This window comes from Streptomyces sp. NPDC048270 (assembly GCF_040652335.1).
GTDB lineage: Bacteria > Actinomycetota > Actinomycetes > Streptomycetales > Streptomycetaceae > Streptomyces.
The window spans coordinates 1-15,416 of sequence record NZ_JBEZLV010000074.1 but is presented as its reverse complement, the minus strand read 5'-3'; the positions used below and the strand labels follow the sequence as shown (position 1 = coordinate 15,416).

Sequence of the window (15,416 nt, the reverse complement as noted above, 5' to 3'; positions counted from 1 at the left end):
GGAATGAGCTGGCTGACCGGGCCGTGTTGAGCGGGCGGCTGGCCGGTGAAGTCCTCGGGGTAGGGGCGGCGGCCGGACGGAGGCAGGACGGCGGCCGGCCGGGGCCGGCCGAGGGCAGGGCGGAGGCGGCCGGACGGCGGCAGGTCGGCCGGGGCCCGGGCCGCTCAGGCCGAGCCGAGGGTTCGCAACGCGCGGGTGGCGATCTCGCGGCCGATCGGCAGGGACGCGGTGGCGGCCGGCGAGGGCGCGTTCAGCACGTGCACCGTGCGCGGGGCGTCCTTGATCAGGAAGTCGTCCACCAGCGTGCCGTCCCGCAGCACGGCCTGCGCGCGCACCCCGGCCGGAGCGGGGTGGAGGTCCGCCGCGGTCACGGCCGGCAGGAGGCGCCGTACCGCCTGAGTGAAGGCCTGCTTCGACAGCGAGCGGTGGATCTCGCCCATCCCGTACCGCCAGTGCCGCGCGGCCATCCGCCAGGATCCCGGCCAGGCCAGCTCGGAGCCGATGTCGCGCGGGCGGACGGTGGACCAGGCGTAGCCCTCGCGGGCCAGCGCCGGCACGGCGTTCGGCCCGACGTGGACGCCGCCCGCGATGCCCCGGGTCAGGTGGACCCCCAGGAAGGGGAAGGCCGGATCGGGGACCGGGTAGACCAGCCCGCGGACCAGCTCGGGACGGGCCAGGTCGTAGTACTCCCCGCGGAAGGGGATGATCCGCATGCCCGGGTCGTCGCCGGCCAGCCGGGCGATCCGGTCGCACTGCAGGCCCGCGCAGTTCACCAGGACCCGGGCGCGGACCACCAGCCCGGCCGTGGTGCGGACCGCCACCGCCGAGGGACGGCGGGAGATCAGGTCCACCGCCCCGCCGTAGACGATCTCCGCGCCCGAGGACTCGGCCAGCTGGGCCGTCACCCGCCCGTAGTCCGCGATGCCGGTGCTGCCCACGTGGATCGCGGCCAGGCCCCGCACCTCCGGCTCGTACTCGGAGATCTGCGCCGGGCCGAGCTCGCGCACCGGAATGCCGTTCTCCCGGCCGCGCTGCACCAGCGCGTGCAGCCGCGGCAGCTCCTCGCGCTCGGTGGCGACGATCAGCTTGCCGGTCACCTCGTGCGGGATGCCGTGCTCGGCGCAGAACTTGACCATCTCTGCGGCGCCGCGCACCGCGAAGCGCGCCTTGAGCGACCCGGGGCGGTAGTAGATCCCGCTGTGGATCACCCCGCTGTTGCGCCCCGTCTGGTGCCGGGCCGGGCCGGTCTCCTTCTCCAGGACGACCACCCTGGTCCCCGGAGCCAGCCGTGACAGGGCATGAGCCGTCGACAGGCCGACGATCCCGCCACCGATCACCAGCACATCGCAGTCCACGCCGCCGCCCACGCTGACACCTCCCACCCCTGCATACTGCACCCCGCCACCGACAACGCGGCCACGCGGCCCCTAGGCCTGGGCCACCAGCAGCGGCCGCGCCCGCTCGCGCAGCTCCGCCACCCGCGGCTCGTCCCCGTACGGTTCCAGGCGGTGCAGCAGGTCCCGCACGTATTCGGTCGTCCGCGCAGAGGAGATCCGGCCCGCCACCTCCACCGCCCGGGTGCCCGCCGCGCAGGCCGCGTCGAGGTTGCCGGACTCCAGCTCGGCGACCGCGCTCACGACCAGCCGCAGCCCATGTGACCGTACATACTCCTCGGTGGGCCGGGACAGGGCCTGTTCGGTGAAACGCCTTACCTGCCGCGGCAGTTTGAGGTCGCGGTAGCACTCGGCCGCGTCCGCCGCGAAGCGGTCGTACGAGTAGAAGCCCAGCCAGGTCGGGTCCGGGTCGCCGGCCCGGGCCCGCTCGAGCCAGCCCTCGGCCGCCCGCAGCGCGGCTCCCGCGGCCGCGGAATCGCCCGCCTTCGCGTGGGCCCGGGCCTCGACGAGCCGGAAGAAGCTCATGGTGCGGGCGGTGGCCAGGCCGCGGTTGCGCTCGACGGCGGCCTGCGCGAGGTCCACGCCCTCGTCGGGGAAGTCCCGGTAGGTCGCCTGCAGGGACATCGAGGCCAGGACGTAGCCGCCGAGCGGGACGTCCGCGGCCGCCCGGGCCAGGCGCAGCGCCTGGATGTAGTAGCGCTGGGCCGCCTCCTGCTGGCCGGTGTCGAAGGCCATCCATCCGGCGAGCCGGGTCAGCTCGGCGGTCGCGCCGAACAGGGCGCGCCCCACCTCGTCGGTGTAGGAGCCCAGCAGCAGGGGCGCCGCGTCCACCCGGAGGCACTCGGGCACCATCGACGAACGCCAGTCCCCACCGCCGTACTTGGAGTCCCAGCGGCGGGCGTCCTCGGCGGCCTCGCGCAGCTTGGCCACATCGCTGTGGCCCACCCGCTGGCTGTGGTCACGGTGCGTTTCGGTGCCGGGCTGGGCGGGCACAACGGTGGACGGCGGAGCCGACAGGCTTCCCGCCGCACCCGTCACAGGTCCGGTCGTCGGACCGGCCGCCGGCCCAGCAGCGTGGTGTCCGGCGTTCGGCCCGGTGCTCGGTCCAGCCGTTCCCGGTGTCGTTCCCGGTGCCGTTCCCGTTCCCGATGCCGTTCCCGTTCCCGGTGCCGGTCCGCCGGCCGTCACGGCGGCCTGCCCGGCGGCCGTGCCCGCAGCCGCCCCCGAGCCCGGCGCCCTGCGTGCCGGCGAGCCGCCCGCCGGTGGGTCGTGCACCGGCACGTCCTGAGCCGAGGAAGTCACCGCCGAGGGGGTCACCGCCGAGCGGGCCGAGCCCATGCGCGCGGAGCCGGTGGGTGCTGAGCCGGAGAGTGCGGAGCCGCCGGGCGCTGAGCCGCCGGGTGCCGAGCCGCCCGCGCCCGAGGGCTCGCGCGCCACCGAGCCGTCGGCGGGAGATATCAGCCAGCGCGAGGCCGGTGTCGCGTACGCCGCCACCGAGAACGAACCGGCGAGGGACTGCCAGATCCCGCCACCGCCGCGCCGGCCCGCCAGGTCGAGCCGGTAGAGGTCGGTGGCCGACCGCACCGCCGCCCCCACGTCGCGCGGGAAGGCCAGCCCGACCTCCGGTGCCGGGTCCGCGTCCGCCAGCCCGATCTCGTGCAGCGGCACCGGCCGCCCCAGCTTCGCGCCGATCGCGGCCGCGATCAGGTGCGGCGCGGCGCCCTGCGGCACCATCCCCTTCGACACCCAGCGGGCCACCGACGTCTTGTCGTACCGAAGCGTCAGGCCCCGCTGAGCACCGAGGTCGTTGACCCGCCGGGCCAGCCCCGCGTTGCTGATGCCCGCGAGGGCGAGGACGGCGCCGAGCTTCTCATTGGGCTCGCGGAGCTCCCTGGACATGCGCCACCCCTCGTCACACGCGGAACGCAGACGCCGCCGGGGCATAGGCTCCCGGCATTTCGTAAACCCAGCGTAGTTCCCCGCCTCCCAAGCGTTAAGGCCCCGACTTCCGTATGGCGGGATTGTTGTCCGTTTGCACAGTCCGCCCCGGCCCGGCGTCCGGGGCGCACGTCTCCCCGCGTGCTCCGCCCGTGTGGCCGTGCGCCCGCCCGTGCGCTCTGGCCGGTCCGCGGGTCCGGCGATTCGATGTTCGGTGCGTGGGTCGGCCCGCTGCGCGGATCGGGCGGGCCGGGGGATGCCGCTACCTCAATCCCCGCGGGTGGCGGAACGGTCCGGGGGGCGGATTCCGCCTCCCGGACCGCGCCCGCGCACCGGGAGCCGACGGCCCCCGACGACTCCCAGGACAGCCGAAGAATGGCTGAAAGCGACCTATGGGGCGGGGGGAACGGAACGCCAAATACCGCGTGGCGGGGGCGTGTTCGTTTGCATGTGCGCCCCCTTTAACCACTCTCGCACGCCTGTCCCGTGGCAGCATGGACCCGAGCCACCCGGGGTCCCGCCGACCGCGCCCTCAGCGCCGACCGTGCTGCCCGTGCCCCGGTCATGTGCCCACAGGCTGGGGAGGCGGCGGTGCGCTGGTTGGTGGGTTGGAGCAGTATCGCCGCGAGCTTCGGCACGGTCGGCCGCGTCGCAGGTCAGGGACCCGCGAACGGCTCCGGCGGGCGGGGTCACCCCGATGCCGGGTACCCGGGCGGCGGCGCCCCGCCGCACGGCGGGATCGCGGACGCCGCCCACGCCGGCGACCCCGGCGCGGACGCCGAGCGCACCGTCCACCCCGTCGGCTCCCAACTGCTCTGGGGCGACCCCGACCCGCTCTGGGCCGTCGGCGACTGGCGCCCCGACGAGATCCGCACCCTCACCGCCGACCCGGCCGACCCCTTCACCCGCCTCGCCGTCCTCGGCTGCTGCGGAGCCACCGACGCCGAGCTGAGAAGGGCCCTCTACGCCGCCCGCGGCGGAGCCCTGCGCCACCTCACCCAGTGGTCCGGCAGCTACACCGCCGTGGTCCAGGTCGGCCGCAGGATCACCATCGTCGGCGACCTCGCCGGCGCCCGGCCCGTCTTCTACACCCCCTGGGCCAGCGGCACCGCCTACGCCACGGCCGCCCTCCCGCTCGCCGACCTCATCGAGGCGCAGCTCGACATCGGCCATCTCGCCGCACTGCTCGCCTGCCCCGACAGCCCGGAGGCACTGGGCGACGGCACACCGTACGCCGGGGTCCGCCGCATCCCGCCCGGGCACGCGCTCATCCTGCGCGAGGGCTCCCGCGAGATCACCGGCTACGAGCCCGTCGCCTCGCTCGCGGTGGCCGGGCCGCAGGCCGATCCCGACCGGGCGGTGGAGGGCGTACGGGAAGCTCTGGTGGATGCCGTGCGCGCCCGGCTCACGGCGCCCCGCCATGCCCCCGACACAGCGCCGCCGTACGATCCCGGCCCGGTACCCGGCATGGGCCCCGCCGACCGGCGCGCGGCCCGGGGCGGCCCGGTGCCCGGGGTCGGCGCCGACCTCTCCGGCGGAAGCGCCTCCGCGACCCTGGCCCTGCTCGCGGCCGGCCTGCCCGGCGCGCCCGGCACCCTCGGCAGCCCCGCCGGAGCCCGGCTGCTGGCGGTCACCTTCAACGACCTGGCCACCCCGCAGGGCCGCGAGGACGAACTCGAGCGGGCCCGCGCCATCGCCGCCGACCCGCGCCTGCACCACGTCGTGGTGGCCGCCGCCGCGGAGGCCCTCCCGTACGCCGAACTCGACGGCCCGCTCACCGACGAACCGGGCCCCTCGCTGGTCTTCGCCGCCCGCGAGCGGCGCCGGCTGGCCGCCGGCTCGGCCGACCACTTCACGGGCCACGGCGCCCGCCAGGTCCTCGACGCGCACCCCGCCCGCATGGCCGACCTCCTGATGGACCGCCGCCGCCGCCACCTGCTGCGCCCGGTGGCGGCGCTGGCCCGCTCGGCATCGGCCTCCGGAACCTCCGGCGAGTCCCTGCTGGTCCCGCTGACCGTGTACTCCGCGGCCCGAAGACTTGCCCGTACGACGTACCGCGCGGGCATGGAAGCCGCCGCGGCCCGGCTCCGCGAGGGCGGGGTCACCGCGCGCGCCTCCGGTCCGGTGGACGCTTCCCTGGCCGCCCTGACCTGGTCCCGGCCCGGCCCGGCGGCGGGCTGGCTGACGGGCGAGGCGCTGGCGGAAGTATCGATCCGTCTCACGGCCGCCGCCGGCCGCCCTCCCCTGTCCCTGCGGCCGGGGGAGGCCCGGGCCCGCGCGGTCCTCGCCCGGCACGCCGCCGACCACCGGGTCTTCGAACAGGCCGTGGAGGTCCGCAGCCAGCGCCTGCACGCCCCCTTCCTGGACAACCAGGTCGTCCGGGCCGCCCGCGCCCTGCCCGAATCCCTGCGCGTGCAGCCCGGGGCCCGCGCCGCGATCCTGCGCACCGTCCTGTCCTCGACCGGGGTGCGCGAACTGCCGCCCGGCTGGGGGGCCACCGCCCACAGCCCGAACGAGACGGCGACCCGGCTCGGGCTGCGCGCGGCCCTGCGCGACCTGCTCGCCCTGTTCGCCGCGCCGCTGCTCGCGGACGCCGGGCTGATCGACGCCCGGGTCGTCCAGCAGGCGCTGTACGACGCGGCCGAGGGCCGCCCGGTCCCGCTCGACGGGCTGGCGGAACTCGTCTCCATGGAGCTGTGGCTGCACCGCCTCCTGGCCCGCCGCGGCACCTGCTGGACGGGCACGACCGCGGCCCGCCGGCGCGCGGTGCCGGAGGGAGTCCCCGTGCACCGCCCGGCCCTGTCCTGACCCGCGCACCGCAGCCACTCCCGGGAGCCCGGCCCCGGACGGCCGGCCCGGCAGGCGCCCGGCAGGCGCCCCCGGGTGCGCGGCCGCGGGCGGTCAGCGGCAGCTGACCACCGAGTCGGCCCAGCTCGCCAGTACCGGCAGGCGGCCCGGGCCGACCTGCTCCGTCACCAGGCGCAGCGTCTTGCGCCCGGCCAGCGATACCTGCACGGCCGCCGCCGGATCCCCGTAGCCGAGGGCCTCGGACTGCCACAGCCGCTGCCCGTCGGCGTACACGGAGAACCGCACCGCGCCTCCCCCGGGATCCGTCCGGGAGAACACCCGGCTCGGCATCGACAGGCCGTCCACGCCGGCGCGCGCCGAGAAGGCGGTGCACTGCCGGTTGAGGGCGATCTCCACGGAGGAACGGGAGTTCACGGTGATCCCCTGCCCGAACCGCCGATCGCCCACCTGCAGGCCCCAGCGCTGCCACACCCAGCTGCTGCGCCAGGTCTGGATCTCCGGGCCGTCGTGGTCCCCGTAGGCCGAGTGGCCGAGCCGGGCCAGCTGGAACCCGGCGGCGGGCCGGGGGGCGGGCGGCGGGGTGGGCTTCGCCGGGGTCCGGCTCGGAGTCGGGCTGGGCGAGGGCTTCTCCCGGCTGGGCGAGGCGGAAGGCGAGGGCCGCGGCGCGACGGACGCGGGCGGAGCCGACGCGGAAGGCGACGGCCCGGTCTGCGGCCGCGGCGGTACGGAGCTGCGCGCCGGCGGCGGCTCCTCCTCGGGCGGGCTCGGCGCGGGCGGGGCGCTCGGCACCACCGGCGCCGCCACACCGGGGGCGGGCTTCGCCTGTGCCTGCGGCTCGGTGTCGTCGCCGGCCAGGGCGAACACCACCCCGGCGGCCGCCGCGACCGCGATCCCGGCGGCGATGGCGGCCTTGGCCGGCACCCCCAGCCCCTCGGACACCACGGCGCCCCCGGCCCCGGCCCCCGACCCGGCCCCGCCGGCGGCTCCGCCGGCGGCGCCGCCCGCCCCACCCGCAGCGCTCGCCCCGGCGGCCCCACCGGCAGCACCGGCTCCACCCGCCGCACCGGCTCCGGCCGCACCGCCGGCGGCTCCGGCCCCCGCGGTCGACCCAGCGGTGGCGGCCGCGGCAGCCCCGGCCCCGCCCGCGGCGACGGCCCCGCCGGCCACCACCCCGGCCGCCTTGGCCGCGTACCCGGCGGCGAACCACCCGATGACCGCGACCGGAAGCAGCGCGGGAATGCCCGCGTTGACGTCCTTGAGCTCGCCGGCGGCCAGCCGGCACTTCGCGCACTCCTCCAGGTGCCCCCGCAGCCCCCGCTCCGCCCGCATCCGCAGCCCGCCGCGCGCATAGGCGCCCAGCCGGTCCGCGTACCGCGCGCAGTCGCCGCCCTCGCTCAGCGCCGAACTCACATGCGCCTGGAGGTAAGCCTGCTTGAGCCCCTCGCGTGCGCGACTGGCCAGCACCGCCGTCGCGTTGGGGCTGAGCCCGAACAGCGGGGCGATCGCGCTCGGCGAGGCCTCCTCGACGGTGGTGTGCCACAACACGGCCTGCCACCGCTCCGGCAGGCTCCGGAAGGCCTGCATGGCCAGCGACTGCTCGGCCTCGTGCATCGCCCGGACGTCCGCGCCCAGTTCGAGGGTGTCGTCCCCGGCCAGGCCCGACAGGCCGGTCCCGCCCTCCGCCCCCGTGGCAGCCTGCTCCGCGAAGACGGCGAAGTCCTCGACGAGGTGCTCCCGCCTGGCGGTCTTCGCCCAGGCAGCGGCGACCCTGCGTACGGTGGTGAGCAGATAGGCCCGCACCGACTGGTCCGGCCCCGCCCCGCCCCGTACCGCCTGGAGGGTGCGTGCGAACACCTCGGCGGTCAGGTCGTCGGCGGTGTGCCCGTCCCGGCAGCAGGTCCGCGCATAACGGCGGACGGCATCGGCGTGCCGGCGGAACAGCTCTTCGTACGCGCCGTCGTCACCGCCCCGCATCCGGGCGATCAAGTCCCCGTCGGACGGGGGCAGCTCACCCCCGGTGCCGGGCGGGGCGGCGTGCCGGCCGCCAGGCTCGCGCTGCGCGGGAACCTGCCGGGCGGGGAGGCTGCCCGCCCCGACCTCGCGGCCGGCGCCACCGAGTGACTCTTCACGCCCGTCAACGCCCATCGCGGAAGCCCCCGCACGACACACTCAACCGGTACACCGATCAAGCGTGTCACACGGCGGCCACGCGTCGAACCCGTTCGCACGCCATCCACTCGTCCGGGCACAGTTCGACGAAACCCCGTACTGGCGCACGGTTTGACGCCCGATCGAGCCGGCAGCGCGGACACCACACCCGGGCGGCGGTCACACCGTCACACCGTCACGCCGTGCGCGACCGCAGCCCCTCGAGCAGGATGTCGAGCAGCCGCGTCGAGGCCGCCGCCTGCTGCGCCGGGTCGGGCAGCGCGGGCGCCGCCGTCGCTATCACCAGCAGGACATCGGCCACCGTGACGTCGGTCCGCAGCTCACCGGCCTCCCGCGCACGGTCGACCAGCCGGCCGACGACCTCGAGCAGCGCACCCGCGCCCGCGTCCTCCGACGGCTCTTCCTCGCTCACCGACCGCGTGCCCACGACGCGCAGCTCGGGAGCCCCGCCGGCGGTGACGGCCTGACGCTGGTGCGGAACCCGCACCGACTCGGCCTCCTCGGCGCCGTCCTCGCTCGCCGAGCCCACCCGCAGCACCTGCGGCGGCAGCAGCCGCCCCGCGCCCGAGGCCACGGAGGTGCGCAGGAAGCGCGACAGCGCCTGCCACGGCTCCTCCTCCTGGCCCAGCGCGGCCTTGGCCTGCTCGGTCAGCCGGGCGGTCTCCTCCTCGGCTATCCGACGGACCAGCACGTCCTTGCTCGGGAACCGCCGGTACACGGTGCCGACACCGACTCGCGCGCGCCGCGCCACGTCCTCCATCGGAGCCCCGTAGCCCAGCTCGCCGAACACCTCGCGCGCAGCGCGCAGCACGTGTTCCAGATTGCGCTGGGCGTCGACGCGCAGCGGCGTGGACCGGCCCACACCGTGCGTGGTGCCGCCGCCCGCGATACCGCGGCCGTTGCTCTCTACCGAGAGCGCGGTCGCAGAGCCATGGAAATCGGAAATGTTCATATGTTTCCCCCGGTAATCATCTGTCTCCCCCCGGAGACACTCCCCGCCTTCACGCCGAGGGGGCCACGGTCATGGGGCCCGGTCCTACTCCTCGACGAGATACGAACATAGTTGAGCCAGAGTCAATTCAGAAGAGGCAGCCCCGGACGGAGCACCGCCCGATCGGAGCATTCACCCCCACTTTTCCGTTACGTGCTCTCGGAATCACCGCTTCCGGGCCCTCTGACCTGCGGATCTCCACCCCCGCCCAGGGTCCGCTTCCACCCCGCCCCACCGCCACCGCCGGTCACACAATGTGCCGGGCCTGTGGACAAACTCCCGGCCACGTTGCGTCATGGGATGGTGAAGGCTGCTAACTCCCGGGGCACGGCCCCCGGTCCCCCGCCCCGCACCCGCATCCTGGTCGTCGGCGGCGGTTACGTCGGCATGTACACGGCCCTCCGGCTCCAGCGAAAGCTGAGATCCGAGGAAGCCGAGGTCACGGTGGTCACCCCCGAGCCCTACATGACCTACCAGCCCTTCCTCCCCGAAGCAGCCGCGGGCTCGATCTCGCCCCGGCACGTCGTCGTCCCGCTGCGCCGCGTCCTCGGCAGATGCCGCATCGTCATCGGCGAGGCCCGGCGCATCGACCACTCCAAGCGCACCGCCACCGTCACCACCCTCGCCACCGAAGAGGAGGGCACCGGCGCCACCGAGATCGAGTACGACGAACTCGTCCTCGCCCCCGGCTCCATCTCGCGCACCCTGCCCATCCCGGGACTCGCCGACTACGGCATCGGGTTCAAGACCGTCGAAGAGGCCATCGGCCTGCGCAACCACGTCATCGAACAGATGGACATCGCCTCCTCCACCCGCGACCCCGCCCTCCGCGACGCCGCCCTCACCTTCGTCTTCGTCGGCGGCGGCTACGCGGGCGTCGAGGCACTCGGCGAACTCGAGGACATGGCCCGCTACGCGGCGCGGTACTACCACAACATCAAGCCCGAGGACATGAAGTGGGTGCTGGTCGAGGCCAGCGACCGGATCCTCCCCGAAGTCGGCCCCGAGATGGGCGTCTACACGATCCGCGAGCTGCGCCGCCGCAACATCGACCTCCGCCTGGAGACCCGCCTCGAATCCTGCGAGAACCGCGTCGCCGTCCTCAGCGACGGCGCCCGCTTCCCCACCCGCACCGTCGTATGGACCGCGGGCGTCAAACCGCACCCGATCCTGAGCGCCTGCGACCTGCCGAAGAACGAGCGCGGCCGCCTGGCCTGCACCTCCTTCCTCACCGTCGAGGGGGTGGACCACGCCTGGGCCGCCGGCGACGCCGCGGCCGTCCCCGACATCACCGCCCCCGAGCCCGGCCGCGAATGCGCCCCCAACGCCCAGCACGCCGTCCGCCAGGCCAAGGCCCTCGCCGACAACCTCGTCGCCGCCCTGCGCGGCGAGGTCCTCACGGAGTACGCCCACAAGTACGCCGGCTCCGTCGCCTCCCTGGGCCTCCACAAGGGCGTCGCGCACATCTACGGACGCAAGCTCAAGGGCTACCCCGCCTGGTTCATGCACCGCGCCTACCACCTCAGCCGCGTCCCCACCTTCAACCGCAAGATGCGCGTCCTGGCGGAATGGACCCTCTCAGGTCTTTTCAAGCGGGAGATCGTCTCCCTAGGCTCACTCGAACACCCCAGGGCAGAATTCGAACTCGCCGCAGGCGGCGGTCCCAAGGAACCCCCGCCGAACCCCGCCCCCAACCCCCCGCAGGACAGCCAGGGCTGACGTTGTCAGTGCGGTCGGCCACACTGGACGTGTGACCATAGGTGGGCTCACACCTGCACAGAGTGACAACGTCCAGTCAGCGACCCACCACGAGCGACACAGCGACCACTTGCGACACCACGAGGCTTGAACGCAGTGAACTTCACGCGCTGGAGCGCCCGGTTCCCCGGAACGCAGCGCCGCGCCGCCGCCCGGTCCGAACACGCCGCCGCCCAGGCCAAGCGGGGTGAAGGCTCCGTCCCGGCAGCCCGCGGCGGCCGCGCCGACCCCGGAACCGAGCGGACCACGCCCGCCGCCGACGGTTCCCCCGCCGCCCCCACGGTGTCCGGCACCGGCAGCGGCTCCGGCACCACCCCGGCCATCGCCCCCACCCGGCGGACCGGCGCCCTCGCCGCGGTGCCCTCCCCCGACGAGCTCTCCGTGCGCGAGGTCCTCGGCCGGCTCCCCGCCCTGGTCGCCCTCGTCCACGGCCCCGACCACCGCGTCGCCTACGTCAACGACGCCTACATCGCCGGCTTCGGCACCCGCACCCCCGGCGCACCCGCCCACGCGGCACTCCCCGAACTCGGCGAGCTCGGCCTCCTCCCGCTCCTCGACCAGGTCCAGCGCAGCGGAAAGCCCCGAACGGCCAAGAACCGCACCACCCCGGGCGGCACCCACTCGTACACGGTCACCTGCACCCCGGTCGACTTCCCCGAGCCCGACGGCGACAGCGACACGGACCCCCACACCGGGATCCTCATCCACCTCGCCGACGTCACCGACCACGCCGAAGCCGTCGAACGACTCCGCGCCAGCGAACGCCGCCAGCGCGAAGCCGCCGTCACCCTCCAGCGCTCCCTCCTCCCGCAGGAGCTCGAACAGCCCGACGACCTGCGCGTCGCCGCCACCTACCAGCCCGGCGGAACCGAAGCCGCCGTCGGCGGCGACTGGTACGACGTCATCACCCTCGGCGCCGGCCGCACCGCCCTCGTCATCGGCGACGTCATGGGCCGCGGAGTCCGCGCCGCCGCCGTCATGGGACAGCTGCGCACCGCCGTCCGCGCGTACGCCCGCCTCGACCTCCCGCCCCACGAGGTCCTGCAGCTGCTCGACGGCCTCGCCGCCGAAATCGACGCCAGCCAGATCGCCACCTGCGTCTACGCCGTCCACGACCCCAACGAGGGCCTGCTCGCCTACGCCTCCGCCGGCCACCTCCCGATCCTCGTCCGCGACGAGGACGGCACCGTGCGCCGCGCCGCCGACCCCACCGGCCCCCCGCTCGGCACCGGCGGCTGGCTCCACACCTCCGGCACCATCGCCCTCGGCCCCGGCTCCACCGCCGTCCTCTACACCGACGGCCTGGTCGAACGGCGCGGCGAGGACATCGACGAAGGCGTCGCCGCCCTCGAACGCGCCCTCTCCGGCGCCCAGGGCACCCCGGCCGTCATCTGCGACCGCCTCATGCGCGCCCTCGGGGTCGACGCCGACCACGACGACGACGTCGCCGTGATGGTCCTCCAGCAGCCCGCCCGCACCGGAGCGGACGCCGAGCTCTTCCACAACGCCGCCCTGGAACTCCTCGGCGGCATCGAGGCCGCCCCGCGCGCCCGCGCCTTCGCCCAGGGGGTGCTCAGCTCCTGGCGCTTCCCCGTCGAGCTGTGCGACCTCGGCGTCCTGGCCGCCAGCGAGCTCGTCGCGAACTCCCTCCAGCACGGCACCCCGCCCATGCACCTGCGGCTGCGCCGCACCGACCGCCGCCTGATCATCGAGGTCACCGACGGGGACGACCACCTCCCGCGCCGCCGCCGCGCCGAACCGGCCGACGAGACCGGCCGCGGCATCTCGATCGTCGCCACCATCGCCTCGTCCTGGGGCACCCGCCGCACCCCGGGCGGCGGCAAGGCCGTCTGGTGCGAGTTCGCACTGCCGGACAAGTAGCCGAAGGGCAGCCGGAACGGCACTCCGACGCACGGAAGGCCCCGGTCCACCGGACCGGGGCCTTCCGTGCGTCTGCTCGTACGGGTCCTACGGGCGCTTACGCGCGCACGGGCTCAGCGGCTCCGGCCACGACGGCCGCGGCTGCCGGACCGGCTGGACCGGCCGGGACCGCCGGGCCGCCCTGCGCCACGACCCGGGACAGCGACGGGTTGTCCTGCACCGGCGTCAGCTGACGGCCGAGCCGCAGCGCCAGCCAGGCGATGCCCAGCGAGACGGCGACGAAGACGCCGATGTACAGCATCGGAACCCCCGCACCGAGCGGCACGCCCAGCGGCCCCAGCGCCAGCGCCATCTGCTTGACCAGCGCGAAGGCCGAGTTGTACTGGCCCACGGAGCCCTCCGGAGCCAGGTCCGCCACCAGCGGGGCCAGCGTCGGGGACAGCATGGCCTCGCCGATGCCGAAGAGCGCGTACGTGGTGATGAACGCGGCGGCGGCCATCATGGCGCTGCCGTGCCCGAGCCCCGAGAACCCGGCGATGACCCACGCCACGGTCCAGATCAGCCCGACCAGCGCGATCACGCGGGACCGGCGGCGCTTCTCGACGAGCCGGAGCACGACGAACTGCGCGACGACGATCGCACCGGTGTTGGCGGCCAGCGCGAACCCGAGGGTGGAGGGGGAGATCCCGGCGGCCTCGGTACCGAAGGCGGCCAGACCCGACTCGAACTGCCCGTAGCAGGCGAAGAAGAGCACGAAGCCGAGCACGCACAGCTGCACCATGGCCTTGTGCCGCAGCAGCCCCTTCCAGCCGCTGCCCGCCGGCGCCGAGTCCTGCGGCATGGCGTCCTTGAACCCCTGCACCTGCGGCATCCGCACGGAGGCGATGACCCCCGCGAGCACCAGGAACATCACGGCCTCGATGCCGAACAGCAGGGTGAAGCTGCCGGGCCGGGTCTCGTCGACGATCTGGCCGCCGATGAGCCCGCCGATGCCCAGGCCCAGGTTCTGCATGAAGAACTGGAGGGCGAAGGCCCGGGTCCGGGTGGACGGCGTGGAGCACCACACGATCATGGTGGCGAGAGCCGGCTGCATCACGGCCTGCCCGGCGCCGAGCGCCAGGGCGGACAGCAGGATCGGCACCAGACCGGTGGAGAGCCCCAGCGAGAGCGCGCCCGCGGAGGCGGCGACCGCGGCGCCGATGACCACGGGTACGGGACCGCGCCGGTCGATCACCCGACCGGTGACGGGAAGCGCGACAAGGGCGCCCAGGGCGAACGCCACGAACGCGCTCGTGGCGGCCATGGAGCCCAGACCTCGCACCTGCGCCACATAGATGTAGAGGAACGGAACCGTGAAGCCGATGCCGAACGCGGTCAGCGCGTTCCCGGCCTGGATCCGCCGCATCGCGGCGCCCATCACCTTGGTCACTTCTCACCTGCCTTGATATCTGAAGACTGAAGACTTCATACCTAAACTTCAAGTGTTAACAGTACACACCGAAGGAGTTAGATGCCAACGGGCTCGTGCCATACTTCGAACCATGGGTGACACCCCCGACGGCACTACGCCCGTCCACGAGCCGAGCCTCGACGAGCAGATCGCCGTCTACCAGCGCGAGTTCCAGGACCTGGACCCCCAGGTCGAGAAGGTGGTCTCGGCGCTGAGCCGCCTGAACCGCCGTATGAACGTCGCCTACGGACGGCAGACCGCGGCCCTGGGCATCAGCAACGCGGAGTGGGAGGTCCTCAAGGCACTCGTCATCTCCGGCGCCCCGTACCGCATGGGCCCGAGCGAGCTGGCGAAGCAGCTGGGGCTCACGCCGGCGGCGATGACCCACCGGATCGACCGCATGACGGCGGAAGGGCTGGTCACGCGCGAGCGCGACGAGTCCAACCGGGTCCGCGTGATCGTGGAGCTCACCGATGAGGGCCGCAGCAAGTGGCTGGACGCGATGCGCGCGGCCACGGTCTTCGAGGAGGACCTCCTCCAGGACCTCTCCACGGCGGAACGCGGGGTGCTCGGCGACATGCTCACCCGGCTGCTGGACCGCGTGGAAGACCTCCAGTCACCCAGCTGACCTCCAGGGTTGACACAACCCCGGACGGTCCGTAAGGTTCTTCGAGTTGCCCCGGAGCCGGAAGGTTTCGGCGACAACAACATCCCGCCGCCTCGTTGCGGCACCCAACTCAGCACGATCTCCCACTGGGAACGAATTCGGCGTGCCCGAATTCATTTCCGAAGGCCGATTATGAATCGCCGGGGAAATCCACTAGAGTTCGGGAGTCGGAAGGGCCCAACAGCCCGGAAGACGAACCCCGCTGACTGGGGGTCAGGCCCGAAAGAGTCTGATAGAGTCGGAAACGCAAGAACAGCAAGAAAATAGAACGAAAGCCCGGAGGAAAGCCCGAGAGGGTGAGTACAAAGGAAGCGTCCGTTCCTTGAGAACTCAACAGCGTGCCAAAAATCAACGCCAGAA

General features: G+C 74.3%; 10 protein-coding genes. 4 read left to right on the top strand and 6 right to left on the bottom strand.

Annotation, left to right across the window (positions count from 1 at the left end; translation table 11 throughout):
- Positions 1-164: 164 nt before the first annotated feature.
- Positions 165-1,397: an L-2-hydroxyglutarate oxidase gene (gene lhgO / locus AB0D66_RS33010; protein WP_362310872.1), complete on the bottom strand. Its 1,233-nt coding sequence runs from the start codon at positions 1,395-1,397 to the stop codon at positions 165-167.
- A gap of 30 nt (positions 1,398-1,427) precedes the next feature.
- On the bottom strand, positions 1,428-3,293 hold the full coding sequence (locus AB0D66_RS33005) for a sporulation protein (RefSeq protein ID WP_362310871.1): 1,866 nt from the start codon (positions 3,291-3,293) through the stop codon (positions 1,428-1,430).
- 630 nt (positions 3,294-3,923) lie between these two features.
- On the opposite strand from AB0D66_RS33005, the gene AB0D66_RS33000 reads away from it, so the two are divergent.
- Positions 3,924-6,140, top strand: a complete 2,217-nt coding sequence (locus AB0D66_RS33000) for an asparagine synthase-related protein (RefSeq protein ID WP_362310870.1) — start codon at positions 3,924-3,926, stop codon at positions 6,138-6,140.
- Positions 6,141-6,233: 93 nt separating this feature from the next.
- Here the strand turns inward: AB0D66_RS33000 and AB0D66_RS32995 are convergent, their stop codons facing one another.
- Together AB0D66_RS32995 and AB0D66_RS32990 are read right to left on the bottom strand one after the other, a co-directional pair.
- Positions 6,234-8,285, bottom strand: a complete 2,052-nt coding sequence (locus AB0D66_RS32995) for a sigma-70 family RNA polymerase sigma factor (RefSeq protein WP_362310869.1) — start codon at positions 8,283-8,285, stop codon at positions 6,234-6,236.
- 199 nt (positions 8,286-8,484) lie between these two features.
- Positions 8,485-9,261: a helix-turn-helix domain-containing protein gene (locus AB0D66_RS32990; RefSeq protein ID WP_362310868.1), complete on the bottom strand. Its 777-nt coding sequence runs from the start codon at positions 9,259-9,261 to the stop codon at positions 8,485-8,487.
- 339 nt (positions 9,262-9,600) lie between these two features.
- Between AB0D66_RS32990 and AB0D66_RS32985 the strand changes: the two genes are divergently transcribed.
- Together AB0D66_RS32985 and AB0D66_RS32980 are read left to right on the top strand one after the other, a co-directional pair.
- Positions 9,601-11,019 carry an NAD(P)/FAD-dependent oxidoreductase gene (locus tag AB0D66_RS32985; protein ID WP_362310867.1) on the top strand — a complete coding sequence of 473 codons (1,419 nt, stop codon included), beginning with the start codon at positions 9,601-9,603 and terminating at the stop codon, positions 11,017-11,019.
- A gap of 135 nt (positions 11,020-11,154) precedes the next feature.
- Positions 11,155-12,939, top strand: coding sequence for an ATP-binding SpoIIE family protein phosphatase (locus tag AB0D66_RS32980; RefSeq protein ID WP_362310874.1), 1,785 nt, complete (start codon positions 11,155-11,157; stop codon positions 12,937-12,939).
- Positions 12,940-13,036: 97 nt separating this feature from the next.
- Here AB0D66_RS32980 and AB0D66_RS32975 read toward each other — a convergent pair whose 3' ends face one another.
- Entirely contained in the window at positions 13,037-14,356 is a 1,320-nt protein-coding gene (locus tag AB0D66_RS32975) for an MFS transporter (protein WP_362310873.1), read from the bottom strand.
- 124 nt (positions 14,357-14,480) lie between these two features.
- On the opposite strand from AB0D66_RS32975, the gene AB0D66_RS32970 reads away from it, so the two are divergent.
- The gene (locus tag AB0D66_RS32970; RefSeq protein WP_069921218.1) at positions 14,481-15,017 is read left to right on the top strand and encodes a MarR family transcriptional regulator; all 537 of its coding nucleotides are present in this window, start codon (positions 14,481-14,483) and stop codon (positions 15,015-15,017) included.
- A 169-nt stretch (positions 15,018-15,186) separates the two neighbouring features.
- Here the strand turns inward: AB0D66_RS32970 and AB0D66_RS32965 are convergent.
- On the bottom strand, positions 15,187-15,416 hold a 230-nt coding region (locus AB0D66_RS32965; protein ID WP_362310866.1), incomplete at its 5' end, for a hypothetical protein.

What these genes read in the sequence shown, in the direction of transcription:
- AB0D66_RS32975 (WP_362310873.1), bottom strand. Translation starts at nt 14,356, where the DNA reads ATGGGCGCCGCGATGCGGCGGATCCAGGCCGGGAACGCGCTGACCGCG.
- AB0D66_RS33005 (WP_362310871.1), bottom strand. Translation starts at nt 3,293, where the DNA reads ATGTCCAGGGAGCTCCGCGAGCCCAATGAGAAGCTCGGCGCCGTCCTC.
- AB0D66_RS32995 (WP_362310869.1), bottom strand. Translation starts at nt 8,285, where the DNA reads ATGGGCGTTGACGGGCGTGAAGAGTCACTCGGTGGCGCCGGCCGCGAG.
- AB0D66_RS32970 (WP_069921218.1), top strand. Translation starts at nt 14,481, where the DNA reads ATGGGTGACACCCCCGACGGCACTACGCCCGTCCACGAGCCGAGCCTC.
- AB0D66_RS32985 (WP_362310867.1), top strand. Translation starts at nt 9,601, where the DNA reads ATGGTGAAGGCTGCTAACTCCCGGGGCACGGCCCCCGGTCCCCCGCCC.
- AB0D66_RS32990 (WP_362310868.1), bottom strand. Translation starts at nt 9,261, where the DNA reads ATGAACATTTCCGATTTCCATGGCTCTGCGACCGCGCTCTCGGTAGAG.